Source organism: Pseudomonas sp. JY-Q (assembly GCF_001655295.1).
Taxonomy (GTDB): domain Bacteria; phylum Pseudomonadota; class Gammaproteobacteria; order Pseudomonadales; family Pseudomonadaceae; genus Aquipseudomonas; species Aquipseudomonas alloputida.
This window is the reverse complement of sequence record NZ_CP011525.1, coordinates 51708-75415: the sequence shown is the minus strand read 5'-3', so window position 1 is coordinate 75415 and position 23708 is coordinate 51708. Positions and strand designations below refer to the sequence as shown.

General features: G+C 61.4%; 23 protein-coding genes. 12 read left to right on the top strand and 11 right to left on the bottom strand.

Going from position 1 to position 23708, the window contains the following annotated elements; all coding sequences use genetic code 11:
• Nucleotides 1-52: 52 nt before the first annotated feature.
• Nucleotides 53-1342 (bottom strand): MFS transporter, encoded by a 1290-nt coding sequence (locus AA098_RS00330; protein WP_003253318.1) that lies wholly within the window; start codon nt 1340-1342, stop codon nt 53-55.
• Nucleotides 1343-1703: 361 nt separating this feature from the next.
• Here AA098_RS00330 and AA098_RS00325 point away from each other — a divergent pair, with 361 nt between their 5' ends.
• Together AA098_RS00325 and AA098_RS00320 are read left to right on the top strand one after the other, a co-directional pair.
• Complete coding sequence (locus AA098_RS00325; RefSeq protein WP_003253317.1) at nt 1704-2102, top strand: acyl-CoA thioesterase; 399 nt, start codon at nt 1704-1706, stop codon at nt 2100-2102.
• A gap of 71 nt (nt 2103-2173) precedes the next feature.
• Nucleotides 2174-3070: a D-hexose-6-phosphate mutarotase gene (locus AA098_RS00320; RefSeq protein WP_004575202.1), complete on the top strand. Its 897-nt coding sequence runs from the start codon at nt 2174-2176 to the stop codon at nt 3068-3070.
• 124 nt (nt 3071-3194) lie between these two features.
• On the opposite strand, the gene AA098_RS00315 is transcribed toward AA098_RS00320, so the two are convergent.
• The 4 genes from AA098_RS00315 to purE form a co-directional block, all read right to left on the bottom strand.
• Nucleotides 3195-3728 carry a DUF3299 domain-containing protein gene (locus AA098_RS00315; protein ID WP_003253310.1) on the bottom strand — a complete coding sequence of 178 codons (534 nt, stop codon included), beginning with the start codon at nt 3726-3728 and terminating at the stop codon, nt 3195-3197.
• A gap of 48 nt (nt 3729-3776) precedes the next feature.
• Nucleotides 3777-4022, bottom strand: a complete 246-nt coding sequence (locus AA098_RS00310) for a GlsB/YeaQ/YmgE family stress response membrane protein (RefSeq protein ID WP_003253308.1) — start codon at nt 4020-4022, stop codon at nt 3777-3779.
• A gap of 108 nt (nt 4023-4130) precedes the next feature.
• A complete protein-coding gene (locus AA098_RS00305) occupies nt 4131-5213 on the bottom strand; it encodes a 5-(carboxyamino)imidazole ribonucleotide synthase (protein WP_010955825.1) in 1083 nt (360 codons plus the stop codon).
• A gap of 10 nt (nt 5214-5223) precedes the next feature.
• Entirely contained in the window at nt 5224-5715 is a 492-nt protein-coding gene (gene purE, locus AA098_RS00300; RefSeq protein ID WP_003253304.1) for a 5-(carboxyamino)imidazole ribonucleotide mutase, read from the bottom strand.
• 270 nt (nt 5716-5985) lie between these two features.
• Between purE and AA098_RS00295 the strand changes: the two genes are divergently transcribed.
• On the top strand, nt 5986-6612 hold the full coding sequence (locus AA098_RS00295) for a zinc-dependent metalloprotease family protein (RefSeq protein ID WP_003253301.1): 627 nt from the start codon (nt 5986-5988) through the stop codon (nt 6610-6612).
• Here AA098_RS00295 and AA098_RS00290 read toward each other — a convergent pair.
• Nucleotides 6604-7521 carry a LysR substrate-binding domain-containing protein gene (locus tag AA098_RS00290; RefSeq protein ID WP_177342660.1) on the bottom strand — a complete coding sequence of 306 codons (918 nt, stop codon included), beginning with the start codon at nt 7519-7521 and terminating at the stop codon, nt 6604-6606. The two genes, AA098_RS00295 and AA098_RS00290, sit on opposite strands and share 9 nt — an antisense overlap.
• Nucleotides 7522-7703: 182 nt before the next feature.
• Between AA098_RS00290 and aspA the strand changes: the two genes are divergently transcribed.
• The 4 genes from aspA (at nt 7704) to AA098_RS00270 (ending at nt 12793) form a co-directional block, all read left to right on the top strand.
• The gene (gene aspA, locus AA098_RS00285; RefSeq protein ID WP_003253297.1) at nt 7704-9128 is read left to right on the top strand and encodes an aspartate ammonia-lyase; all 1425 of its coding nucleotides are present in this window, start codon (nt 7704-7706) and stop codon (nt 9126-9128) included.
• A gap of 229 nt (nt 9129-9357) precedes the next feature.
• Nucleotides 9358-10350, top strand: a complete 993-nt coding sequence (locus AA098_RS00280) for an AraC family transcriptional regulator (RefSeq protein WP_003253295.1) — start codon at nt 9358-9360, stop codon at nt 10348-10350.
• 296 nt (nt 10351-10646) lie between these two features.
• On the top strand, nt 10647-11690 hold the full coding sequence (locus AA098_RS00275; protein ID WP_004575200.1) for a histone deacetylase family protein: 1044 nt from the start codon (nt 10647-10649) through the stop codon (nt 11688-11690).
• Nucleotides 11690-12793, top strand: a complete 1104-nt coding sequence (locus AA098_RS00270; RefSeq protein WP_003253292.1) for a polyamine ABC transporter substrate-binding protein — start codon at nt 11690-11692, stop codon at nt 12791-12793. Before AA098_RS00275 ends, AA098_RS00270 begins: the two co-directional genes overlap by 1 nt.
• Before the next feature lie 31 nt (nt 12794-12824).
• On the opposite strand, the gene AA098_RS00265 is transcribed toward AA098_RS00270, so the two are convergent.
• Nucleotides 12825-14354 carry a PLP-dependent aminotransferase family protein gene (locus AA098_RS00265; protein ID WP_064613727.1) on the bottom strand — a complete coding sequence of 510 codons (1530 nt, stop codon included), beginning with the start codon at nt 14352-14354 and terminating at the stop codon, nt 12825-12827.
• An 89-nt stretch (nt 14355-14443) separates the two neighbouring features.
• Here AA098_RS00265 and AA098_RS00260 point away from each other — a divergent pair, with 89 nt between their 5' ends.
• The 3 genes from AA098_RS00260 to AA098_RS00250 are packed head-to-tail and all read left to right on the top strand — an operon-like array spanning nt 14444 to nt 16210.
• Nucleotides 14444-15073 (top strand): FMN-binding negative transcriptional regulator, encoded by a 630-nt coding sequence (locus tag AA098_RS00260; protein ID WP_003253288.1) that lies wholly within the window; start codon nt 14444-14446, stop codon nt 15071-15073.
• 11 nt (nt 15074-15084) lie between these two features.
• Nucleotides 15085-15531, top strand: coding sequence for a GNAT family N-acetyltransferase (locus tag AA098_RS00255; protein WP_003253286.1), 447 nt, complete (start codon nt 15085-15087; stop codon nt 15529-15531).
• A 7-nt stretch (nt 15532-15538) separates the two neighbouring features.
• Nucleotides 15539-16210, top strand: a complete 672-nt coding sequence (locus tag AA098_RS00250; protein ID WP_004575198.1) for a GNAT family N-acetyltransferase — start codon at nt 15539-15541, stop codon at nt 16208-16210.
• Between the two features lie 161 nt (nt 16211-16371).
• Here the strand turns inward: AA098_RS00250 and oadA are convergent, their stop codons facing one another.
• Together oadA and AA098_RS00240 are read right to left on the bottom strand one after the other, a co-directional pair.
• Complete coding sequence (gene oadA / locus AA098_RS00245; RefSeq protein WP_003253282.1) at nt 16372-18180, bottom strand: sodium-extruding oxaloacetate decarboxylase subunit alpha; 1809 nt, start codon at nt 18178-18180, stop codon at nt 16372-16374.
• A gap of 11 nt (nt 18181-18191) precedes the next feature.
• A complete protein-coding gene (locus AA098_RS00240) occupies nt 18192-19607 on the bottom strand; it encodes an acetyl-CoA carboxylase biotin carboxylase subunit (RefSeq protein ID WP_003253279.1) in 1416 nt (471 codons plus the stop codon).
• 189 nt (nt 19608-19796) lie between these two features.
• On the opposite strand from AA098_RS00240, the gene AA098_RS00235 reads away from it, so the two are divergent.
• On the top strand, nt 19797-20759 hold the full coding sequence (locus AA098_RS00235) for a LysR family transcriptional regulator (protein ID WP_003253277.1): 963 nt from the start codon (nt 19797-19799) through the stop codon (nt 20757-20759).
• Here AA098_RS00235 and AA098_RS27690 read toward each other — a convergent pair.
• Complete coding sequence (locus tag AA098_RS27690) at nt 20701-20919, bottom strand: PA3496 family putative envelope integrity protein (RefSeq protein ID WP_003253275.1); 219 nt, start codon at nt 20917-20919, stop codon at nt 20701-20703. The genes AA098_RS00235 and AA098_RS27690 overlap by 59 nt on opposite strands.
• 211 nt (nt 20920-21130) lie before the next feature.
• On the bottom strand, nt 21131-21997 hold the full coding sequence (gene hexR, locus AA098_RS00230; protein WP_003253273.1) for a transcriptional regulator HexR: 867 nt from the start codon (nt 21995-21997) through the stop codon (nt 21131-21133).
• 103 nt (nt 21998-22100) lie between these two features.
• Here hexR and zwf point away from each other — a divergent pair, with 103 nt between their 5' ends.
• On the top strand, nt 22101-23543 hold the full coding sequence (zwf, locus tag AA098_RS00225; protein ID WP_003253271.1) for a glucose-6-phosphate dehydrogenase: 1443 nt from the start codon (nt 22101-22103) through the stop codon (nt 23541-23543).
• Nucleotides 23544-23708 lie beyond the last annotated feature (165 nt).

Here is a 23708-nt window from a genome sequence, read left to right as displayed (position 1 = left end):
AACCCTGTAGGAGCGGCTTTAGCCGCGAAGAGGCCAGTAGCCGTAGCGCAGATCAGCGCTTGTTGGCGAGCAGGTACAGGCCCACGGCCAGACCGACGGCGCACAGGCCTGCCACGTAGTAGGCAGGCGCCATCGGGCTCACCTTCAGCAGTGCGGTCACCACCATCGGTGTCAGCCCACCAAAGATGGCGTAGGCCACGTTGTACGAGAACGACAACCCGCTGAAACGCACCACCGCCGGGAACGCCTTGACCATTACATAAGGCACTGCGCCAATCACACCCACGCACAGGCCGGTCACGGCATACAGCGGGAACAGCAACTCGGGGCGGGTCGGCAGGCTGTGGTAGAAGGTCCAGGAGCTGGCCAGCAGCAGCAGGCTGCCGATCACGAACACGCGGCCTGCACCAAAGCGGTCGGCCAGGCTGCCGGCACCTATACAACCAAAGCTGAGCAACACAATGGCCAGGCTGTTGGCTTTGAGCGAGTCGGTCGGGCTGATGTGGTAGAAGCTCTGCAGCAGCGCCGGGGTCATCAGGATGACCACCACGATGCCGGCTGAAAGCATCCAGGTCAGCAGCATGGACAGGATGATCGGACCACGGTGGTCACGCAGCACGGCGCGCAGAGGCAACTCCTCGGCCAGTGCCTTGCGTTGCTGCATTTCGGCGAACACCGGGGTTTCGTGCAGCCAACGGCGCAGGTACACCGAGAACAGGCCGAACACACCGCCAAGCAGGAACGGGATACGCCAGGCGTAGTCAGCCACTTCTTCCGCGCTGTACACGCTGTTGATCAAGGTCGCTACCAGCGAGCCCAGCAGAATGCCGGCAGTCAGGCCGGCGGTCAGGGTGCCGCAGGCATAGCCGGTGTTGCGAGCCGGCACGTGTTCAGAGACGAACACCCATGCGCCCGGTACTTCGCCGCCGATTGCCGCGCCCTGGATCACACGCATCAGCAACAGCAGGATCGGTGCCCACATACCGATCTGCGCATACGTCGGCAGCAGGCCCATGATCAGGGTCGGCAGGGCCATCATGAAGATGCTCAGGGTGAACATCTTCTTGCGCCCGAGCAAGTCGCCGAAGTGGGCCATGATGATGCCGCCCAGCGGCCGCGCCAGGTAGCCGGCGGCAAAGATGCCGAACGTTTGCATCAGCCGCAGCCACTCGGGCATGTCGGCCGGGAAGAACAACTTGCCCACCACCGTCGCGAAGAACACGAAGATGATGAAATCGTAGAACTCCAGCGCGCCGCCCAGGGCGGACAGTGAGAGGGTCTTGTAGTCGCTGCGGGTCAGCGGCCGCGAGGGCTGCTCGATACTGCTGGGCACGGAAGTCATCGCTCGTTGTTCTCTTTATAGGGCATGCAGGCCGCTTGGCGCGCGGCTTCTGGATTGGAGACAAGCGAAGATAGCAAATTGCCGAGCTACGCCGAAAGCGATACAAAATCCACACAGATATTCGTGAATGCGCGGTCGTCGCTGGCCGTTATGCCCTATATACTGGCATTTCGTAGGATTATGTTGCTCCTAACGTGGGATGTTGTGCGAAAACGCCGGTCACTATTGTCAGGCGGTTTCGCAGAGTTTCCCTACGGCCGCCCAGTGAAACGAAATCGGCGTAGTATGTTTCAAGCTGAATCGTTTACCCGGCCTTTGCGCCACACCAACGAAAAGCGTCACGGGTCAGAGGCCCCATCGCATGATTGAGCTCGAACAAGAAGATCCAATCCCGCAAGGCGACCTGGCCTTGCAAATCACCGCATTGCCGCGAGAAACCAACGGTTTCGGCGATATTTTCGGCGGTTGGCTGGTTGCCCAGATGGACCTGGCAGGCACGGCCATGGCCAGCCGTGTCGCCGGCGGCCGCGTAGCCACCGTCGCCATCGACCGCATGGCCTTCCTGGTGCCCGTCGCGGTCGGCGCACAGCTGTCTTTCTATACCCAGACCTTGGAAATCGGCCGCAGCTCGATCCAGATGATGGTCGAAGTGTGGAGCGACGACCCGCTGTCCAGCGAATGGCGCAAGGTCACAGAAGCGGTATTCGTCTTCGTCGCCATCGACGGCAGTGGTCGTACCCGCTCGGTGCCTCGTCGCTGAGCCACGCTGGCGGTAAACTCATTGCATCTGCCCGGGTCCAAGGCCCACTGGCAATCAATGAGAAGAACGCAATGGCTACCTTTCAGGTCGTAACCGAGCAACATGGCGAACTCAACTGCTGGCGTATCAGCAGTGACCGTGCCGAACTCCTGATCGCCCAGCAGGGCGCACAGGTCCTCAGCTACCAGCAGGTGGGCGAACCGCCGCTGCTGTGGCTGAGCGACCAGGCCATCTTCCGCCAGGGCAAGTCGGTACGCGCCGGGGTACCGGTGTGCTGGCCATGGTTTGGCAACCTGCAGCGCAACCCTGAGGCCGTCCAGGCCATGTACCAGGGAACACCGGCGCCTGCCCACGGGCTTGCGCGCACGCGTGACTGGCAATTGCTGGGTATCGAGGAAGTGGGCGAGGCCCTGCGGATCGAGTTCGAACTGCCTGAAGCGCGGGGCGACCTGCCCGGTTGGCCCCATGATGTCGAGCTGAAACTGGTGGTGGAGATGGGCGCAGACCTGACACTGAGCCTGACCAGCCGCAACATGGGCAATACCCCCGTGACCATCAGCCAGGCCCTGCATAGCTACTTCGCGGTCAGCGATGTGCGCCAGGCGCGGGTCGAGGGTGTCGACGGGCTGGGTTATATCGAGACCCTGGCGAACTGGGAACAGCGCCAGCAGCAAGGGGCACTGATGTTTGCCGGGGAGACGGACCGGATCTACCTGAACACCCCGCAGACCCTCAGCATCGTCGACCCGCATTGGAATCGGCGGATTACCTTGGCCAGCAGCGGCTCGCGCTCGGCGGTGATCTGGAACCCGTGGACCGAGCGGGCGAAGGAGCTGGCGGACATGGCTGACGATGGATGGCAGCGAATGCTGTGCATCGAGACGGCGAATGTGTGGGATGACCTGGTGGAATTGAAGCCCGGGCACAGCAGTTCGCTAGCGGTCAGGATTGTCAGCGAAATGATCTGAGTTTTACGGCGCCTGTGCCGGCCTCTTCGCGGGTAAACCCGCTCCTACAGATACCCCGCGGCATGCGAGGCCTGTGGACGCCGGGTAGGAGCGGGTTTACCCGCGAAGAGGCCAGCACAGCCGTTCAGAGATCAGCATCCTCCACCACCCTCACCTTCCCCGCATCCAGCGCATAGGCCGCATCGGCCAGGTCATTGCTGACCTTCTCCACCTTCAGCTTGCCGCTGACCCACAGCGGGGTGTAGATGTCATCGATCTTCAGGCCTTTCGGGTAGCGCACCAGTACCAACTGGTTGGGCGGCGGTGGCGGCACATGGATGCACGCCCCCGGGTACGGCACCAGGAAGAACAACGTGCTGTTGCCCTTGGCGTCACTCTCCAGCGGCACAGGGTAGCCACCTAGGCGGATATCCTTGCCATTCATGGCTGCAACGGTCTTGGTCGAGTACATCACCGCAGGCAGGCCCTTGCTCTGCTTGAGGCCTCCCTTGGCGGTAAAGGTGCCCATGGCTTCCGGTGAGTTGTGGTCGATTTCAGGCATTTGTTCGAGTGCCTTCTGGTCCGACCTGGGCATCAGCTCCAGCCAGTCGGTTTCGGGCAGTTCGGCATGGGCCAGGGTACTGGCCAACAGCAAGGGGACAAGGAAAAAGGCACGCATGGAAATGCTCGGCAACTCGAATGAATTGCCGAGCATTCTAACCAGTAATCAGCGTTTCTTGATGAATCCGTAGATCACCAGCAGCACCACGGCACCGACCAGCGCGCCAAGGAAGCCTGCCGCTTGCCCAGCCTGGTATATACCCAGTGCCTGGCCACCATAGGTAGCCAACAAGGAGCCGGCAATACCCAGCAGGATGGTCATGATCCAGCCCATGCTGTCATCGCCCGGCTTGATGAAACGGGCCAGGAGGCCGACGATGAGGCCGATGAAGATGGTTCCAATGATACCCATGGCAATCCCTCTGCAGTGAAGTTGGAACAAGCCAAAGCCTAGACGGGCTTCGGCTTGTTGCCATATTCAGAGGGCATGCCGCTTGCGGAAGTTCGATTCGAAGCCCGATCAGTTGCTGATCAGCGCCTCTACTTCGGCAATCTTGCGCTCGAGGGTGGCCATGTCAGGGCAGCGCAGGGTGGCGTGTCCTACCTTGCGGCCAACCTTGAAGGCCTTGCCGTAGTGGTGCAGGTGACAGTCGCCGATGGCGACAACCTTGTCCACGGCCGGCACTTCACCGATGAAGTTGAGCATCGCGCTCTCGCCCACCTTGGCGGTCGAGCCAAGTGGCAGGCCGGCAACGGCACGCAGATGGTTCTCGAACTGGCTGCACTCGGCGCCTTCGATGGTCCAGTGCCCGGAGTTGTGCACGCGCGGGGCGATTTCGTTGGCCTTCAAGCCACCGTCAACCTCGAAGAACTCGAAGGCCATCACGCCAACGTAATCCAGCTTCTGCAACACGCGGCCGACGTAATCTTCGGCCAGAGCCTGCAGCGGGTGTGCCTGGCTGGCTACCGACAAGCGCAGAATGCCGCTCTCGTGGGTATTGTGCACCAGCGGGTAGAAGCGGGTTTCACCATCGCGGCCACGCACGGCCACCAGCGACACCTCGCCGGTGAACGGCACGAAGCCCTCCAGCAGGCATGGCACGCTGCCCAGCTCGGCGAAGGTACCCACCACGTCTTCTGGCGTGCGCAGCACCTTCTGGCCCTTGCCGTCGTAACCCAGCGTGCGGGTTTTCAGCACGGCCGGCAGGCCGATGCTGGCCACCGCGGCGTCCAGATCTGCCTGCGAGAGGATGTCGGCGAAGGCCGGGGTGGGGATGCCCAGGTCGCGGAACATGCTCTTTTCGAACAGGCGGTCACGGGCGATGCGCAGCGATTCGGCGCTGGGGTACACGGGCACGAACTGCGAGAGGAAGGCCACGGTCTCGGCCGGGACGCTTTCGAACTCGAAGGTGACCAGGTCGACTTCGTCGGCCAGCTGACGCAGGTGGTCCTGATCGCCGTAGTCGGCACGCAGGTGTTCGCCCAGGGGCGCAGCGCAGGCGTCCGGTGCCGGGTCGAGGAAGGCGAAGTTCATGCCCAGCGGGGTACCCGCCAAGGCCAGCATGCGGCCCAGCTGGCCGCCACCGATTACACCGATCTTCATGGGTTGAGCCTCAAGCCTGGCGCGGGTCTGGGTTGTCCAGCACGGTGTCGGTCTGTTCCGTGCGGAACTGCTTCAACGCCGCGTGGTACTGCGGGTACTTGGCGCCCAGAATGCTGGCCGACAACAGGGCAGCGTTGACCGCACCGGCACGGCCGATGGCCAGGGTGGCAACCGGCACACCGGCTGGCATCTGCACGATCGACAGCAGCGAATCGACGCCCGACAGCATCGACGACTGCACCGGCACGCCCAGCACCGGCAGGTGGGTCTTGGCGGCGCACATGCCTGGCAGGTGGGCTGCGCCACCGGCACCGGCGATGATCACCTCGATGCCACGGCCCTCAGCCTCCTCGGCATACTGGAACAGCAGATCCGGGGTGCGGTGGGCGGAAACCACCTTCACTTCGTAGGGAATGCCGAGTTTTTCCAGCATATCGGCGGTGTGGCTAAGGGTGGACCAATCGGACTTGGAGCCCATGATCACGCCAACCAGTGCACTCATCGTCGAGCCTCTCCTGCAAGCGCCTTCTGGCGCGCTAAAAGCAACAAGCCACGCAGGTGGGCCGGCGTGGCTTGTCATACGGATTCTGAATCGACCAGGTCGGCCGAAGGCGCGGGATTGTAACGTATTTAAAGGCTGGCCGCCCACCCCTACAAGCACATGCCGGATCAAAGGGCAAGCTGTCTCGTGGGACAACTTTTTCCTGCTGCCTCGGGGTCGACGAGTGCTGCACGCTCGCAGCCCTTAACTCGCGCACTTTGGTACGTCTACATGAAAACTCCATGCTTTTTCGCACTTTCGTTTGGCCTGGTACTCAGCTTGCAATTGCCAAGTGCTTCAGCGGCCCACTCGCTCACCGTCACCGTCTATGTGCACGACGACCTGGCCGATATGCACGACGGGCAATTGAACGAAGACTTCTTCCAGCATTGGCTGAACGAAATGCGCCGTTTCAGCCAACATCCCATCGAAGTGATATTTCAACGCAATGTAAAACACATAACCGATATTGCTTATGCAGGAATGCCGTCCGAAAAGCTCCTGGAAGCTTTCAGCCAGCAGGTGTATGCACAACAGCGACACCGGCTCTACTCTCTCATGGACAAACATCTCCTGCTCACTCGCAACAGCTACGATCATAGCGGCCTGAACTACAACGCCGGCTTGGCCTATTTCAAGCAGAAAACGGCCATTGCCTCTGTGGCCGCATACGGTGCTGCCGCTCATGAAATTGGCCATCTGCTAGGCGCCACGCATGAAGACGCCGAACTGAAGTTCAATGGCTGGGTGTGCGAAACGTACACGCACCCCCGTGTACCGGCACGATCCAACTGCTACCGCTACAGCGACAGGAATCGTGCAAATATCACTGATTACCTGACATACAACTCAAATTGACGCTTCACCTTGTGCGCCAGACGACTCCAGCTTGCGCCATAGCAAGCGGACGTTAGCCTTACGCACCAAAGCACAGCGGTACAGGCGGATTTCCAGCGGCACATGCCATTGGCTACCGCCGCAGATCGCCAGTTCACCGCGTTCGAGCTCGCCACGCATCGACAGGCGCGGCACCCAAGCGATGCCCATCCCCTCCAGGGCCATGCTCTTGAGGCTGTCGGCCATGGCGGTTTCGTAGACGGTGGTATAACGCAGGTTGCGCTGGCGCAACAGCAAGTTGACCGAGCGGCCGAGGAATGCGCCGGCGGTGTAGGCTAGCAACGGCACACTGCCCTCGCGCTCCAGGTCGAACAACGGCTTGCCATCGGCATCCACGGCGCACACCGGCAGCATTTCAGTGGTGCCCATGTGCAGCGACGGGAAGATCTCGGCATCCATCTGCAAGGCCGCGTCCGGGTCATAGAACGCCAGCATCAGGTCGCAGCCGCCTTCGCGCAGTGCATGCACAGCATCTCCGACGTTAGTCGCAACCAGGCGGGTGGCGATGTTCAAACCGTCGTTGCGCAGCTGGGCCACCCAACGGGGGAAGAAACCCGACGCCAAGGAGTGTGCCGCAGCTACCTGCACCACTTCGCCCTGCCCGCCTTCCAAGTGATGCAAATGGCGGAGAATTTCGCTCAACTGGTCGACAACAGTACGCGCTGTGACGAGAAATAGCTGACCCGCCTCGGTCAGCTCGATGGGTGTGCGAGAGCGGTTCACCAGTTGCAGGCCCAACGCCGCCTCAAGGCTGCGAATGCGCCGGCTGAAGGCCGGTTGGGTCACGAAACGCCGCTCTGCGGCCTGGGAAAAACTGCGGGTAGCGGCCAGAGCACTGAAGTCTTCCAGCCATTTGCTTTCAAGGTTCACGAAGCACATCTCCCGGCGCGCACCAAAATGGAACACGCTCGAATATCAATTGGCGTCACATGAAACACTATGCCGTTTGTGCATAGGTTAGCGTGCAATAGCATTGGCCGCAAAAACACCTTCAGGCCTAGGATTGGCGCCATTCCGGCATGTGCCGGGTCAAAATCGAGATGATATACATCATGTCCTCTGCTGCATCGTTCCGCGTCGAAAAAGACTTGTTGGGTACCCTTGAAGTTCCTGCAGATGCCTACTACGGCATCCAGACCCTGCGCGCTGCCAACAACTTCCACCTCTCCGGTGTTCCGCTGTCGCACTACCCGAAGCTGGTCGTGGCCCTGGCCATGGTCAAGCAGGCCGCTGCCGACGCCAACCGTGAGCTGGGTCACCTGAGCGATGCCAAGCACGCTGCCATTTCCGCAGCCTGCGCCCGCCTGATCAAAGGCGATTTCCACGACCAGTTCGTGGTTGACATGATCCAGGGCGGCGCTGGTACTTCTACCAACATGAACGCCAACGAAGTCATTGCCAACGTTGCGCTGGAGGCCATGGGCCACCAGAAGGGTGAGTACAAGTACCTGCACCCTAACAACGACGTGAACATGGCGCAGTCGACCAACGACGCCTACCCGACCGCAATCCGCCTGGGCCTGTTGCTGGGTCACGACGCGCTGCTGGCCAGCCTTGATAGCCTGATCCAGGCCTTCGCTGCCAAGGGTAAAGAATTCGACCACGTACTGAAGATGGGCCGTACCCAGCTGCAGGACGCCGTCCCGATGACCCTGGGCCAGGAATTCCGCGCCTTCGCCACCACCATGACTGAAGACCTGCAGCGCCTGCGCTCGCTGGCTCCGGAACTGCTGACCGAAATCAACCTGGGCGGTACCGCCATCGGTACTGGCATCAACGCCGACCCTGGCTACCAGGCCTTGGCCGTACAGCGCCTGGCCACCATCAGCGGCCATCCGCTGGTACCCGCTGCCGACCTGATCGAAGCCACCTCCGACATGGGCGCCTTCGTGCTGTTCTCCGGCATGCTCAAGCGCACCGCGGTCAAGCTGTCGAAGATCTGCAACGACCTGCGCCTGCTGTCCAGCGGCCCGCGTACCGGCATCAACGAGATCAACCTGCCAGCGCGTCAGCCAGGCAGCTCGATCATGCCAGGCAAGGTCAACCCGGTTATTCCAGAAGCTGTGAACCAGGTGGCCTTCGCCATCATGGGCAACGACCTGGCCCTGACCGTCGCCGCCGAAGGTGGTCAGCTGCAGCTGAACGTGATGGAGCCGCTGATCGCCTACAAGATCTTCGACTCGATCCGCCTGCTGCAACGCGCCATGGACATGCTGCGCGAGCACTGCATCGTCGGCATCACCGCCAACGAACAGCGCTGCCGTGAACTGGTCGAGCACTCGATCGGCCTGGTTACCGCACTGAACCCGTACATCGGCTACGAGAACGCCACCCGTATCGCCCGCGTTGCCCTGGAAAGCGGCCGCGGCGTACTGGAACTGGTGCGCGAAGAGAAGCTGCTGGACGACGCGATGCTCGACGACATCCTGCGTCCGGAAAACATGATCGCTCCACGTCTGGTTCCGCTGAAAGCGTAATCAGGCCGCTGTAAACAGTCTCACCAGGTCGAGGGACTAGACACCTCTCAACCTTTCCAAGGCCCGAGCGCTTGCTTCGGGCCTTTTTTTGCCTAAAGGTTTTGGAGGCCGCTATGCAGGCCTTCGCAACACCCGGCCGCGCCGGCAGGGTATGTGGTTTGCCTGCAGCCCCGGAGATCGGCACACAACTTGCTCCATAATGCGTCCCAGCCCAACGGGATTACCCAGCATGCTGCACAGCCACCTGACCACCCTCAACGCAGTTTCGCTGATCCTCAACGTCTTCCAGGCAGACGGTTGCGAGGCGTCGGCGTTGCTGGCCGGCAGCGGCATTGGCCCGGCAGACCTGGGGCATGCCGATGCGCGCATCACCACCCAGCAGGAGCTGCAGGTTTGCGCCAATGCTGTGGCCCGGCGCGAGGACATTGGCCTGGAACTGGGCCAGCGCATGCGTGTGTCGTGCTACGGCATGCTCGGTTACGCGCTGCTCTCCAGTGCCACTTTGGGTGACGCCTTACGCCTGGCGCTGCAGTATCCGGCACTGCTGGGAACAGTCTTCAAGCTGCGCTTGCTCGACGACGGCCAACGTGTCTGGTTCAGCGCCAGCGATTACCAGGACAGCCCGGCGCTGAGCGCTTTCAACGCCGAGTTCTGCCTGGTGTCGTTGAAAGTCATCTGTGACGACCTGCTTGGCCGGCCGTTGCCGCTGCTTGGCGCACGCTTCGAACACCCTCGCCCTGGTTACCACGCGCTCTATGCCGAAGCGTTTCAATGCCCGATCGGTTTCGCCGCCGAGGACAATGCCTTTGCCTTCGAACGGCGATGGCTGGATATGCCGCTGCCGCTGGCCGACCCGATTACTCACAAAGCCATGAGCGAGCGCTGCCGGCGCCTGAACCTTGAATTCACCGGTCGCCAGGCATGGCTGGGGCGGATTCGCCAGCTGCTGGCGCAGCAACTGGACGCAGCACCTGGGCTGGAAGGGCTTGCGCGGCAGATGAACTGCTCGTCGCGCACCCTGCGCCGGCATTTGCAGGCGCTGGGCAGCAGTTATCAACAGCTGCTGGACGAGCTGAGGTTCGAGCGGGCCAAGCAGTTACTGGCCGATGAACAGATGCCGATCTACCGGATTGCGGAGACTTTGGGGTTCAGTGAGACGGCCAGTTTTCGGCATGCCTTCCAGCGCTGGAGTGGCGTGGCGCCCAGCCATTTTCGTGGTTGACCTGTTCTGGCCTCTTCGCGGGTAAACCCGCTCCTACAGGGGCGTCACAACCCCTGACGCCCTGGTGGCCATTGCAGGAGCGGGTTCACCCGCGAAAGGGCTGGGCCTGCCGGCCAATGTCCAAAGGCCGTTCACCGTTGCCGCCGCTGCCTTACCCGCGACGAGGCTGGGATAGGTCACCACCTATCTGGCCATAGACCTTGGCCATATCGATCCCCTTTTGGCCGTTTGCGTCGTTCTCCCCTGCTGATCAGCCCATGACAATGGACCCACGCCAGTCCCACCGGAGAACAACAATGCTGACGATCTATTCCGATGACCACCGCCTGCACCACGGCCGCTGCGAGCTGATCGATGGCAAGCTGATGCCCTGTTTCGAAATGCCTTCGCGCGCCGACCATGTGCTCGACCAAGTGAAAAAACGCAACCTCGGCGACATCCAGGGCCCGACCGACTTCGGCCGTGCGCCGCTGTTGCGCGTCCACAGCGCCGATTACCTGGATTTCTTCGAAGGCGCCTGGGCGCGCTGGGCTGCACTGGGCCAAGAGGGTGACCTGCTGCCCTTCACCTGGCCAGCCCGCACACTGCGCCAGGTCAAGCCGACCGGCCTGCATGGCGAACTGGGTTACTACAGCTTCGATGCCGGCGCCCCCATCACCGCGGGTACCTGGCAGGCGGCCTATAGTGCTGCACAAGTTGCCCTGACCGCCCAGGCAGCGATTCAGCAAGGCGCCCATGCGGCGTTCGCCCTTTGCCGTCCGCCAGGGCACCACGCTGCCGGCGAAGTGATGGGCGGCTACTGCTATCTGAATAACGCCGCCATCGCTGCCCAGGCCTTCCTCGACCAAGGCCGACGCAAGGTCGCCATTCTTGACGTCGACTACCACCACGGCAACGGTACCCAGGACATCTTCTACAGCCGCGATGACGTGTTCTTCGCCTCGATCCACGGCGACCCGCAGGACGAATTCCCGTTCTTCCTCGGCTATGCCGATGAAACAGGCGAAGGCGCAGGCCAGGGCTACAACATCAACTACCCCTTGCCGGCCGGTAGCGACTGGGCCGCCTGGAGCGCAGCCCTGGAGGATGCCTGCAAGCGCATCGCCAGCTATGACGCCGACGTGCTGGTCATCTCACTGGGTGTGGACACCTTCAAGGACGACCCCATCTCGCAGTTCAAGCTGGACAGCCCGGACTACCTGGAAATGGGCAAGCGCATCGGCCAACTCGGCAAGCCGACCCTGTTCGTGATGGAAGGCGGCTACGCTGTGGAGGAAATCGGCATCAACGCGGTCAATGTGCTGGAAGGCTTCCAGCGCGCCCAGCCAGGAGCCCGATAATGGTCCGACTCAAACGTCTGCTCGCCCCGTTCATCGCTGCCACCCTGTTCGCGGGCGCCCTGCATGCGCAAGCCGAGCAGCGAACCCTGCGTGTATATAACTGGTTCGATTACATCACCCCGCAGACCTTGACTGCCTTCCAGAAGGACAGCGGCGTGAAGCTGGTGTACGACATCTTCGACACCAATGAGGCGCTGGAAGCCAAGCTGCTAACCGGCAACTCCGGCTATGACGTGGTAGTACCGTCCAACGTGTTCCTCGCCAAGCAGATCGAAGCCGGGGTGTTCCAGCCGCTGGATCGCAGCAAGCTGCCGAACTGGCAACACCTGGACCCGGCACTGATGAAGCTGATCGAGGCTAACGACCCGGGCAACAAGTTTGCCGTGCCGTATATGTACGGCACCGTGCTGATCGGCTTCAACCCGGCCAAGGTCAAGGCTGCGCTCGGCGACAACGCGCCGGTGGACAGCTGGGACCTGATCTTCAAGGAAGAGAACATCGCCAAGCTCAAGCAGTGCGGCGTGGCCCTGCTCGACTCGCCGTCGGAGATTCTACCGCTGGCCCTGCAGTACCTGGGCTTGCCGCCGAACAGCGACAAACCGGCTGACTACAAGAAGGCCGAGGAGCTGATGCTGAAGATTCGTCCGCATATCACCTACTTCCACTCCTCGAAGTACATGGCAGACATCGCCAATGGCGACATCTGTGTGGCAGTAGGCTACAGCGGCAGCTTCTCGCAGGCAGCCAACCGCGCCCGTGAGGCAAACAACGGCGTGGTGGTGGACATGCGCCTGCCCAAGGAAGGCGCGCCGATCTGGTTCGACATGCTGGCGATTCCAAAGGGCGCTGCGAACCCGGAGGATGCGCATACGTTCATCAATTACCTGCTGCGGCCAGAGGTGATTGCGCCGATCAGCGACTTCGTGGGGTATCCGAACCCGAACAAGGATGCGACCGACAAGGTGAATCCGACGATTCGCAACAACCCCAACCTGTATCCGACGGCAGAGGCGATGGCCAAGCTGTATACCCTCAAGCCTTTGACGCGAGATGCCGAACGGGCCAGGACCCGCGCCTGGACGCGGATAAAGTCCGGTACCTGATGTTGAACCGGGGGCTGCTTTGCAGCCCCACTCATTTTTTCCAGACTTTGCGTAGTTTCATCAAGGCCTCGGCAATCTCGCCCTCCGGCACTGCCGCAAAGCCCAGCACCAGCCCTGCCCGCTTATCCACAGGCACCTCGCAGTCCGCCAACCAGAAATTGCTCAGTGGTGTCACTTCCACCCCCACCGCCTCAGCCTTGGCCACCAACTCCTGCTCCCGAGCAAAGTTATCCACATCGACCTTCACATGCAGCCCAGCCGCCACTTCCGGCATTGCGCCCAACCCCGGAATATCCACAGGCCAACCGGCCTTGAGCACATCGCGCCGCTTCAATGCCGCCTTGCGCATACGGCGGATATGCCGCTGAAAATGGCCACGGGCCATGAACTCGGCCATCACGCACTGGCTGCTGACCTCCGAATGCCGCACCGCCAACGCTTTGCCTTGGCTGAAAGCCTGCACCAGCTTCGACGGAAGCACCAGGTAGCCCAGACGCAACGCCGGGAAGGCGATCTTGCCGAAGGTGCCGACATACAGCACCCGCCCGTGCCGGTCGAGCGCTGCCAGCGGGGCCAGCGGCGCACCGCTGTAGCGATACTCGCCGTCGTAGTCGTCCTCGATGATCCAGCCGTCACTGCGTTCAGCCCAGGCCAGCAATGCCAGGCGACGTGCAAGGCTCATGGTCACCCCGGTCGGGTATTGGTGCGCAGGCGTGACATAGGTCAGTCGGCAATCCGTCAATTGTTCCAGCCGGCTGCAGTCCAGCCCGTCTTCATCCACAGGCACGCCACACACCCGGCCGCCCGCGAGCGTAAAAGCATGAGCGGCCGCCCGATAGCCTGGGTTTTCCACAGCCACACCGTCGCCCGGTTGCAGCAGCAACTGTGCACAAAGGCTGATGGCCTGCTGCGCACCGCTTGTGATCACAATTTGTTCAGCCGTACAGCTCAGCCCCCGCGAGCGGCGTAGATAGGCCGCTATCAGTTCGCGCAAAGCCGGCTCGCCAGCGGGGTCACCATAACCCAGTTGCGCAGGGGACGGGTTGCGCCAGAAACCCGCCTGTAGCTTGGCCCAGACGTCAAACGGGAACAGGTCAAACGCCGGAATGCCAACGCGAAAAGCACGCGGCGCACCGCTTCTGGGCGGTGGCAAATGGTTGTTTTTCAGGCGCTGCAGAGGTGCGCTGAAAAGCCTCCCGCTGGATAAATCCTCAGTATTTTCTTCACGAAATGTGGATAACCCTGTTGATAAGCCCAGGGATAACCCTGTGGATACTTGTGTGGACAGTTTTGGCAGCCGGCTAACGTAGGTGCCATCACCGACCCGGCTTTCGATGAAGCCCTCGGCATACAGTTGATCGTAGGCGCGCACCACGCTGTTGCGTGAAAGCGCCAACATGGCAGCCAGGTCGCGCGTAGCCGGCAGGCGAGTACCACTGCTCAGGCGCCCATCCAGTACCCGCGCTCGCAACACCTGATACAGCTGCTGGCTAAGCCCGCGGCTGCGATCCAGGGCGATCCCGGCAGGGTCGAAAGGCAAGATGAGGGACGACTCGCGCATGATATTGGACCTATGAAAACAGGCATTAATGGATCTTACCCAGAACCAATAGCCTGCCTAGGATGGAACCATTCGACAAGGATCCCGCCATGTACAACAGTAAGCCGCACCAGGAACACGACCTCACCCGCTTACACCAGCACATGCTAGACACCCGCCTGGCCGTTCTGGTCAGCCAGGGCGAACAGGGCCTTCTGGCCACGCACCTACCGGTGCTGGTCGATACCGCCGAGGGCGATTTCGGCACTGTGTATGCCCACCTGGCCCGGGCCAACCGCCAATGGCAAGACCTTCAACACGGCGGCGAAGCACTGTTGGTATTCCCCGGCGCCGATGCCTATGTCAGCCCCGGCTTTTACCCGAGCAAGGCCGAAAACCCAAAGGTGGTGCCGACCTGGAACTACCTGGCGGTGCACGCTTATGGCCCGGCCGAAGTTATCCATGAGGCCGAGCCGCTACTGGCTATCGTAAGCCGCCTGACCGACCGCCACGAACAGGGTCGCAGCGAACCCTGGAAAGTCACCGATGCCCCTGCCGACTACATCGAGGGCATGCTCCGCGCCATCGTCGGTATCCGTCTGCCCATCGCGCGCCTGCAAGGTGCGCGCAAGCTCAGCCAGAACCGCTCCGGGCACGACATCGATGGCGTGCGCGAGGGCCTGAGCGCCAGCCCCGATCAACGGGACAATCAACTCGCGGCGCACATGCGCCAACTCTGAAGGAATAGCCCATGCCCAACCTTACCCTGCGCCCTGTCACTGCCCAAGATCACGCGGCCTGGCACGCCCTGTGGCAGGCCTACTTGCACTTCTACGAGACCGAGCTGGCCGATGCCGTCAGCCTGAGCACCTGGCAACGCCTGCTCGACCCCAGCGAGCCAACCCATTCGGCACTGGCCTGGGTCGACGGCAAGGCGGTGGGGATGGTCAACTTCATCTACCATCGTTCCAACTGGAGCATCGAGAATTCCTGCTACCTGCAGGACCTGTATGTGGACAGCACGCAACGTGGCCTGGGCATTGGTCGACAGTTGATCGAGCACGTCTACACCACTGCCAAAGCCGACAACTGCATCAAGGTGCACTGGCTGACCCACGAAACCAACGCCACCGCCATCAGCCTGTACCAGCAGGTTGCCGAGCGCTCGGGCTTCATCCAATTCCGCAAAGGCTTGTAGGCCGAACATGACAGACGCATTGAACTGGAAACCCGCCGCAACCCCCAAGGCCGAGCCCATTGAAGGCCGCTTCATCCGCCTGGAGAAGCTCGATCCAGGGCGCCATGGCGAAGACCTCTGGGAAGTGCTGCAGGGTCCGGCCTCCGATCCGGTGCTGTGGGACTACCTGCCGTACGGCCCGTTCGCCGAACGTGCCGCCTTTGACCGCTGGCTGGAAGGCAACGCTGCTGGCCGCGACCCGCTTTTCTACACCGTCATCGACCGCGCCAGCGGCCAGGCCCAAGGCATCCTCAGCCTGATGTCGATCGTGCCTGACCACGGCCGGATCGAGATCGGCCACATTGCCTTCGGCGCCGCCATGCAGCGTACGCCCAAGGGTACCGAGGCGGTGTACCTGCTGGGCAAGCTGGGCTTCGCGCTGGGTAATCGACGGCTGGAGTGGAAGTGCAATAACGCCAATGCCCGTTCCAAACGTGCGGCAGAGCGATTCGGCTTCGTCTACGAAGGGGTGTTCCGCAAGCACTTGGTGGTGAAAGACCATAACCGCGATACGGCGTGGTATTCGATTACCGATGATGAATGGCCGGCGGTGGCTGCCGGGTTTGAGCGGTGGTTGAGTGAAGAGAACCAGCAGCCGGGTGGCCAGGTGGAAAGCCTTGAGGTGTGCCGCAGAGGTTGAGCGGTGTGCTGAATCAGCTGGCCTCTTCGCGGGTGAACCGCCCCTACAGGGATGCGCGTTGTGAGGTTCGGGTCTACCCGCGCAGAGGCTAGTGATTCCGGCACAAAAAAAGGGGAGCATCCGCCCCCCAGAGGTTAACCAGTTGTAGATGAGGGCTTAAATCAGCCCTCGATCTCGATCAGGATCTCACCTGGCGTCACGCGATCACCCTTGGCCACATGGATGGCCACGACCTTGCCTGCGATGGCCGCCTGCACTTCGGTTTCCATCTTCATGGCTTCGGTGATCAAGACCGCCTGGCCGGCCTTGACCATGTCACCTTCCTTGACCAGCACATCAACGATGTTCCCCGGCATGGTGGTGCTTACGTGGCCAGGGTCAGTAGCCTGCTTGCGCTTGCTGCCGCCACCGCTGACGAACTCGTTGAGTGGCTCGAAGACCACTTCCTCCGGCATGCCGTCGATCGACAGATAGAAGTGACGCTTGCCTTCGGCCTTCACGCCCACACCGGTGATGTCGACGCGGTAGGTTTCGCCGTGTACGTCGATGACGAACTCGGTCGGCACGCCTTCACCGCCTGGGGCAGCCACGGCACCGGCTTCCGGAATCGGCAGCAGAACTTCAGGCGTCAAGGTGCCAGCTTCGCGTTCTTCGAGGAACTTGCGGCCAATGTCCGGGAACATGGCAAAGGTCAGCACGTCTTCTTCGCAACGGGCCAGGGCACCGATGTCGCTACGCAACTTGGCCATTTCCGGCTTCAGCAGGTCAGCCGGGCGCACATCGATCACTTCTTCGCTGCCGATAGCCTGGCGACGCAGTTGCTCGTTGACCACACCCGGAGCCTTGCCATAGCCACCTTGCAGGTACAGCTTCACCTCATTGGTGATGGTCTTGTAGCGCTCACCCGCCAGCACGTTGAAGAAGGCCTGGGTGCCGACGATCTGCGAGGTCGGGGTGACCAGCGGCGGGAAGCCGAGGTCTTCACGCACACGCGGGATTTCGGCCAGCACTTCGTTCATGCGGTTGAGGGCGCCCTGCTCCTTGAGCTGGTTGGCCAGGTTGGAAATCATGCCGCCCGGTACCTGGTTCACCTGCACCCGGGTGTCCACCGCGGTGAACTCGCTTTCGAACTGGTGGTACTTCTTGCGCACGGCGTAGAAGTACAAGCCGATCTCCTGCAGAAGCTCCAGGTCCAGGCCGGTGTCGAACTCGCTGCCCTTGAGCGCAGCAACCATCGACTCGGTACCCGGATGGCTGGTGCCCCAGGCGAAGCTGGAGATGGCGGTATCGATGTGGTCCGCGCCATTTTCCACAGCTTTGAGCTGGCACATGGCAGCCAGGCCGGCGGTATCGTGAGAGTGGATGAACACCGGCAGCGACTGTTCAGCCTTCAGCGCCTTGACCAGCTCGCCAGTGGCGAACGGGGTCAACAGGCCAGCCATGTCCTTGATCGCCACCGAGTCGCAACCCATGGCTTCCATCTGCTTGGCCTGGTTCACGAAGGCTTCGATGGTGTGTACCGGGCTGGTGGTGTAAGCGATAGTGCCCTGGGCGTGCTTGCCGGCGGCCTTGACCGCTTCGATGGCCACGCGCAGGTTACGCACGTCGTTCATGGCGTCGAAAATGCGGAACACATCGATGCCGTTGACCGCCGCCTTGGCGACGAAGGCCTTGACCACGTCGTCGCTGTAGTGGCGGTAGCCCAACAGGTTCTGGCCGCGCAGCAGCATTTGCAGGCGGGTGTTTGGCAGCGCTGCGCGCAGCTTGCGCAGGCGCTCCCACGGGTCTTCCTTGAGGAAGCGCACGCAGGCGTCGAAGGTGGCACCACCCCAGACTTCCAGCGACCAGTAGCCAACCTTGTCGAGCTTATCGCAGATCGGCAGCATGTCTTCGGTACGCATGCGGGTAGCCAGCAGGGACTGGTGAGCGTCGCGCAGGATCGTGTCGGTTACGTGAATTTTCTTGGACATTATAGGGTTCCTCACAGGCCTGCGTGGGCGGCGATGGCGGCGGCGATGGCCAAGGCCAGCTCTTCGGGTTTGCGCTTGATCGAGTAGTTGGTCAATTCAGGGTGGCTTTCGACAAAGCTGGTATTGAACTGGCCGCTACGGAATTCCGGATTGCGCAGGATTTCCTGGTAGTACGCGGCGGTGGTCTTCACCCCTTGCACGCGCATGTCGTCCAGGGCCCGCAGGCCGCGGTCCATGGCTTCTTCCCAGGTCAACGCCCACACCACCAGTTTCAGGCACATGGAGTCGTAGAACGGTGGAATGGTATAGCCGGTGTAGATCGCCGTGTCGGTGCGCACGCCCGGGCCGCCGGGGGCGTAGTAACGGGTGATCTTGCCGAAGCTGGGCAGGAAGTTGTTTTTCGGGTCTTCAGCATTGATACGGAACTGCAAGGCGTAGCCGCGGTGCTGAATGTCTTCCTGCTTGACCGACAGTGGCAGCCCCGAGGCGATGCGGATCTGCTCACGAACGATGTCGATACCGGTGATTTCCTCGGTAATGGTGTGTTCCACCTGCACCCGGGTGTTCATTTCCATGAAGTACACTTCGCCATCGGCGAGCAGGAACTCCACGGTACCGGCGTTCTCGTAATTCACCGCTTTGGCCGCACGCACCGCCAGGTCGCCGATGTAGGCGCGCTGCTCAGGAGTGAGCTGTGGGCTCGGGGCAATTTCGATGAGCTTCTGGTTACGACGCTGGATAGAGCAGTCGCGCTCGAACAGGTGCACTACGTTACCGAAGCTGTCACCGAGAATTTGCGCCTCGATGTGCTTCGGGTTGACGATGCATTTCTCCAGGAACACTTCGGCCGAACCGAATGCCTTGGTCGCCTCGGAAATGACCCGCGGGAAGTTCTGTTCCAGTTCTTCGCGGCTATTGCAACGGCGAATACCACGGCCGCCACCACCGGAGGTAGCCTTGAGCATCACCGGATAACCGATGCGATCACCTTCGCTCAGGGCTTCATGAATATCGGCAACGTTGCCTTCGGTGCCCGGGGTTACCGGCACACCGGCGGCGATCATGGTGCGGCGCGCTTCGGTCTTGTCGCCCATACGGCGAATCACGTCGGCGGCCGGGCCGATGAACTTGATCCCGCGCTCGGCGCAAATTTCTGCCAGTTCAGCGTTTTCCGAAAGGAAACCATAGCCCGGGTGCAGGGCATCACAGCCGGTTTCCACAGCCAGGTTCACCAGCTTGCGCGGGTTGAGGTAACCGGCCAGCGGCTCGGCACCGATGCTGTGTGCTTCGTCAGCGCGCTTGACGTGCAAGGCATGCCGGTCGGCGTCGGAAAAGATCGCTACCGAGCGAATGCCCATCTCGGCGCAAGCACGCACGATCCGAACTGCGATTTCACCTCGGTTGGCGATCAGGATTTTTTTTATCACTGGAGTCTTCCCAAAGCCGTAGGAACAGTCGAGCCGGTTCTACCGGTCGGCGCGTGACCAGACGATGCTGGCCAGTCGCGTATTCACCCTAGCGCTGTAGGTCGATAAACAAAAATCAATATTTGTTAGAGGCTGTATTAGCAAAAGCTTATAGTTGGGTAACAAGGTGTTGCCGAAGAGCAGATTAAAATGCGTAAGTCCTTGATGCGTATGACATTGCGTCAACTCCAGATCTTCAATGAGGTGTGCGATTTGCGGTCGTACAGCCGTGCTGCGGAGGAGATGGCGCTGACGCAACCCGCCGTTAGTCTACAGATCCGTCAGCTTGAAGAGCTGATCGGTCAGCCATTGTTCGAGTACGTGGGCAAGAAGCTCTACCTGACCGAGGCGGCCGAGGCCCTGCAGCGCGCCAGCCACGATATCTTCGGGCGCCTGGAGAGCCTGGACATGCAGCTGTCGGACATGCAGGGCTCACTGCAGGGTCAGTTGAAACTGGCGATCGAGTCCAGTGCCAAGTACTTCGTGCCACACCTGTTCGCCGCCTTCAAGCAGCGTCACCCGGAAGTCAACCTGACCCTGACGGTAGTCAACCGTGCCCAAGCCATCCGCCGCCTTTCCGATAACCGCGACGACCTGATCATCATGTCGATGGTGCCGCAAGACATGGGCCTGGAGTTTCTGCCGTTCCTCAACAACCCGATCGTTGCGGTTGCGCCGCCACAGCACCCGCTGTGCAAGCTGGACCAGTTGCGCATGCAGGACCTGGAGCCTCATACGCTGCTGGTCCGCGAGCAAGGTTCGGGAACACGCAAGGCGTGCGAAGAGTACTTCAAGGACAAGCGTGTGCATTTCGCCCAAACGCTTGAAGTAGCCTCGGCCGACGCCCAGCGCGAATGCGTGATCGCCGGGCTGGGGATCGCCCTGTTGACCCGTCACGCAGTCAACCTGGAGCTGGCCACCGGGATGCTGAAGGAATTACCGGTCGAGGAGCTACCGCTGTACCGTAGCTGGTGCGTGGTGCAGGCCAAGGCCAAGCGGCAGTCGCCGGTGGCCTTGGCGTTTCTTGCATTCATCCGCGGTGAACGTGCATTGATCAGCGCGCTTGTTGAACGTTTTTCGGGGAAACTGCCGCCGACGACTGCCATACCGTGAGTGCTTGCAGCTCGGGGTAGTCCGCCAGGTCGCGGAGCAGTTGACGTTGGTCGCAATAGCTCTCGATCGCGCGGCGGTATTCCATGCGACGCTGATCTTTTTCCTGCTGCTTGCGAGCCTTGGCGTTGGGTTGGTACGTACCGTCGAAGTCACGAGCCATTGCCTGTCTCCCAGATAGTATGCGGGAGTTTCAGACTGGCCTTGATGGTTTACCGTTTGGCGGTGGAATGGTGACAGAATCGTGAATTTTCACTGCCTGTACCGGCCTCTTCGCGGGCTTACCCGCTCCCACAGGAATTGCACCGATTTATAGAGGAGCACAGTACCTGTGGGAGCGGGCAAGCCCGCGAAGAGGCCAGTGCAGGTTGAATTCAGTCGTCGGTAGCCTTGATCGACTTGGGCGACAGACGCAAGCTGCGCAGGCTGCGTTTCACGCTCTTCAGGTGGTTGACCAGGCTAGGCCCGCGCGCCATGGCAACGCCCATGGCCAGCACGTCGATCACCACCAGGTGGGCAATACGCGAGGTCAGTGGGGTGTAGATCTCGGTGTCTTCATGCACGTCGATCGCCAGGTTGACCGTCGATAGCTCGGCCAGCGGCGTCTGGCTGGGGCACAGGGTAATCAGGTTGGCGCCGCTCTCACGGACCAGGTTGGCAGTGATCAGCAGGTCCTTGGAACGGCCCGATTGGGAAATACACACCGCCACATCACCCGGTTTCAGGGTAACCGCCGACATCGCTTGCATGTGGGGGTCGGAATACGCTGCCGCGCTGAGCAGCAGGCGGAAGAACTTGTGCTGGGCATCGGCCGCAACGGCACCGGAAGCGCCAAAGCCATAAAACTCTACCCGTTGCGCCTGGGCCATGGCGCTCACGGCTTGTTGCAGTGCCTGCGGATCAAGGTGCTCGCGCACTTCCATCAGGGTGTGCAGGGTGGTGTCGAAGATCTTCAGACTGTAGTCGGCGACCGAATCGTCTTCGTGGATGGCGAACTGACCGAAGCTGGCCCCGGCAGCCAGGCTTTGCGCCAGCTTCAGCTTCAGGTCCTGGAAGCCCGAGCAGCCAATGGCCCGGCAGAAACGCACGATGGTCGGCTCACTGATACCCACGCTGTGCGCCAAATCGGCCATGGAGCTGTGCATGACGGCAGCCGGGTCGAGCAGCACGTGGTCGGCCACTTTCAGTTCCGATTTGCGCAGCAGGTGGCGCGATTGGGCGATATGTTGCAACAGATTCACAGGCTGGACTCGGTTATGATCGGCGTGCCGGGTTGTAGCTTTCTTGTAGTTATACTACATGGACGCCAACCCGCCCAGTTAAACGAACGTGGAGAGTGGTGGTTTGACTATTCCTTGCGACATTCTGGTCTTCGGCGGCACCGGTGATCTGGCCCTGCACAAATTACTTCCGGCGCTCTACCACCTGTTTCGCGAGGCCCGTCTGAACCCTGCCGTGCGGGTCATCGCACTGGCCAGACGCAACCTGCCACGCATCGACTATCTCAAGCTCGCCGAACGCCATTGTCGGGCGCAGATTGCCCGCAGCGACTTCGACGAAGAGGTGTGGCAGCGGTTTTCCGCGCGGGTCGACTACTTCCCGATGGATGCTTCACAGAGCGCCGATTTTGGCCGCCTGGCACGCTACCTGGGTGAACCCGGCGGGCTGACGCGCATCTTCTACCTGGCCACCGCCCCCAACCTGTTCGTGCCAATTGCCAACCACCTGCGCATTGCCGGGCTGGCCGACACCGAAGCGCGCATCGTGCTGGAAAAACCGATCGGCCATTCCCTGGAATCCGCCACTGCCATCAATGAAGCCATTGGCACGGTGTTCGAAGAAAGACAGGTGTTCCGCATCGACCACTACCTGGGCAAGGAAACCGTGCAGAACCTGATGGCCCTGCGTTTTGCCAATGCCCTGCTGGAGCCGGTATGGCGCAACAACCAGGTCGACCATGTACAGATCAGCGTTTGCGAGACACTGGGCGTAGAAAACCGCGGTGCCTACTACGATCGCGCCGGGGCTATTCGCGACATGCTGCAGAACCACCTGCTGCAACTGCTTTGCCTGGTGGCCATGGAGCCACCCGCGCAATTCGAGGCAGAAGCGGTACGCGACGAAAAGGTGAAAATCCTGCGCGCCCTCAAGCCAATCACCGGCCAGGATGTGCAGGACAAGACGGTACGTGGCCAGTATGGTGCCGGGCGTATCGGCGGCCAGGAAGTGCCGGCCTACTACTTTGAAAAGGACGTCGACAACGACAGCGATACCGAAACTTTCGTTGCCATCGAGGCGCACATCGACAACTGGCGCTGGGCGGGCGTGCCTTTCTATCTGCGCACCGGCAAACGCATGGCGCGGCGCGCTTCGCAGATCGTCATCCAGTTCAAGCCAGTGCCTCACGAACTGTTCAGCGGCGGCCAGGTCAACCAGTTACTGATACAGCTGCAACCGGACGAACGCATCAGCCTTCGCATGATGACCAAGAGCCCAGGCAAAGGCATGCGCCTGGAACCCGTGGACCTGGACCTTAATCTGGCCCAGGTGTTCAGCCAGACTCGCCGCTGGGAAGCCTACGAGCGTCTGCTGCTGGATGTGCTCGAAGGTGATTCGACGCTGTTCATGCGCCGCGATGAAGTGGAAGCAGCCTGGGCTTGGGTAGATCCAATCATCAAGGGCTGTGAAGAGCACTTCCAGGCGCCCCGCCCCTACCCGGCTGGCAGTTTCGGGCCCGAGCAAGCCAACAGCCTGCTCGCCAGGCATGGCAGGCACTGGCATGGCTGAATGACCTGCGCGATGGCGCGACCTTTAATCTGAAACAGCAGCAGATGAAATTCGAAGGTGCGAAATCCATAACGTGAAGGCCTTCGACTAACGATGCCTCAGCCAGCTTGCGCAGGCCGTGACCTGGCCCCGGACCGATGAGCGGGATGCCGCCAGGTGAATATT